This is a genomic window from Streptococcus sp. GMD4S, assembly GCF_000296955.1.
The window spans coordinates 1-856 of the sequence record NZ_AJRE01000311.1 but is presented as its reverse complement, the minus strand read 5'-3'; the positions used below and the strand labels follow the sequence as shown (position 1 = coordinate 856).

Here is an 856-nt window from a genome sequence, read left to right as displayed (position 1 = left end):
AAAAGTAAATTAGTGTATCAAGATTGCAGAAGTGGTCTTGACATGCCATGGAAATATAGAGTTATAAGTGTCTACAAAATGGAGAGTATGCAGTTACTTCGTGAAGTTTTGTCAGACACTTATAAACTTAAGAATGAACTCTTTTCATGATGCTAGATAGAGTAGGTTCGTTTTAGGGTAACTATTTCCCGCTTTAGTGGTATCTAAGATAAGCAATTAACGCTTATCTTAGACGGAATTTTTGAGACTGACGATGAAGGAGTGAAAGGCTCAAAAATTAGGAATGAAATTCCGAAGGAATTTGCTTCCGTCCGCACTGTTACAGGGAAATAGAGGAAGGATAATTCGGAACTGAAAACTAGTAACTATCAGAAACGAAGGAAACAGTATGATTTTTGACGATTTGAAAAACATCACCTTTTACAAAGGGCTTCATCCCAATCTAGATAAGGCTATCGACTATCTCTACCAGCACCGTAAGGATTCTTTCGAACTCGGTAAGTATGAGATTGACGGGGACAAGGTCTTTCTAGTTGTTCAGGAAAATGTCCTCAATCAAGCTGAAAATGATCAGTTTGAGCACCATAAACACTATGCAGACTTGCATTTACTGGTAGAAGGACATGAATATTCGAGCTACGGTTCACGTATCAAAGACGAGGCAGTAGCATTCGACGAAGTGAGCGACATTGGTTTTGTCCATTGTCATGAACGCTACCCAATCTTGTTGGGCTATCACAATTTTGCGATTTTCTTCCCCGGAGAACCACACCAGCCAAATGGCTACGCAGGGATGGAAGAAAAGGTTCGCAAGTATCTCTTTAAAATTTTGATTGATTAAAAGAATCAGGAGGAG

The 856-nt window shown here is 39.3% G+C and carries 1 protein-coding gene; it reads left to right on the top strand.

Annotated elements, in window-relative coordinates; genetic code table 11:
• Positions 1-388 precede the first annotated feature (388 nt).
• Positions 389-841, top strand: a complete 453-nt coding sequence (locus tag GMD4S_RS09580) for a YhcH/YjgK/YiaL family protein (RefSeq protein ID WP_000575469.1) — start codon at positions 389-391, stop codon at positions 839-841.
• Positions 842-856 lie beyond the last annotated feature (15 nt).

Excerpts from the sequence above, each read along its gene's own strand:
- GMD4S_RS09580 (WP_000575469.1), top strand. The coding sequence starts at position 389 with ATGATTTTTGACGATTTGAAAAACATCACCTTTTACAAAGGGCTTCAT.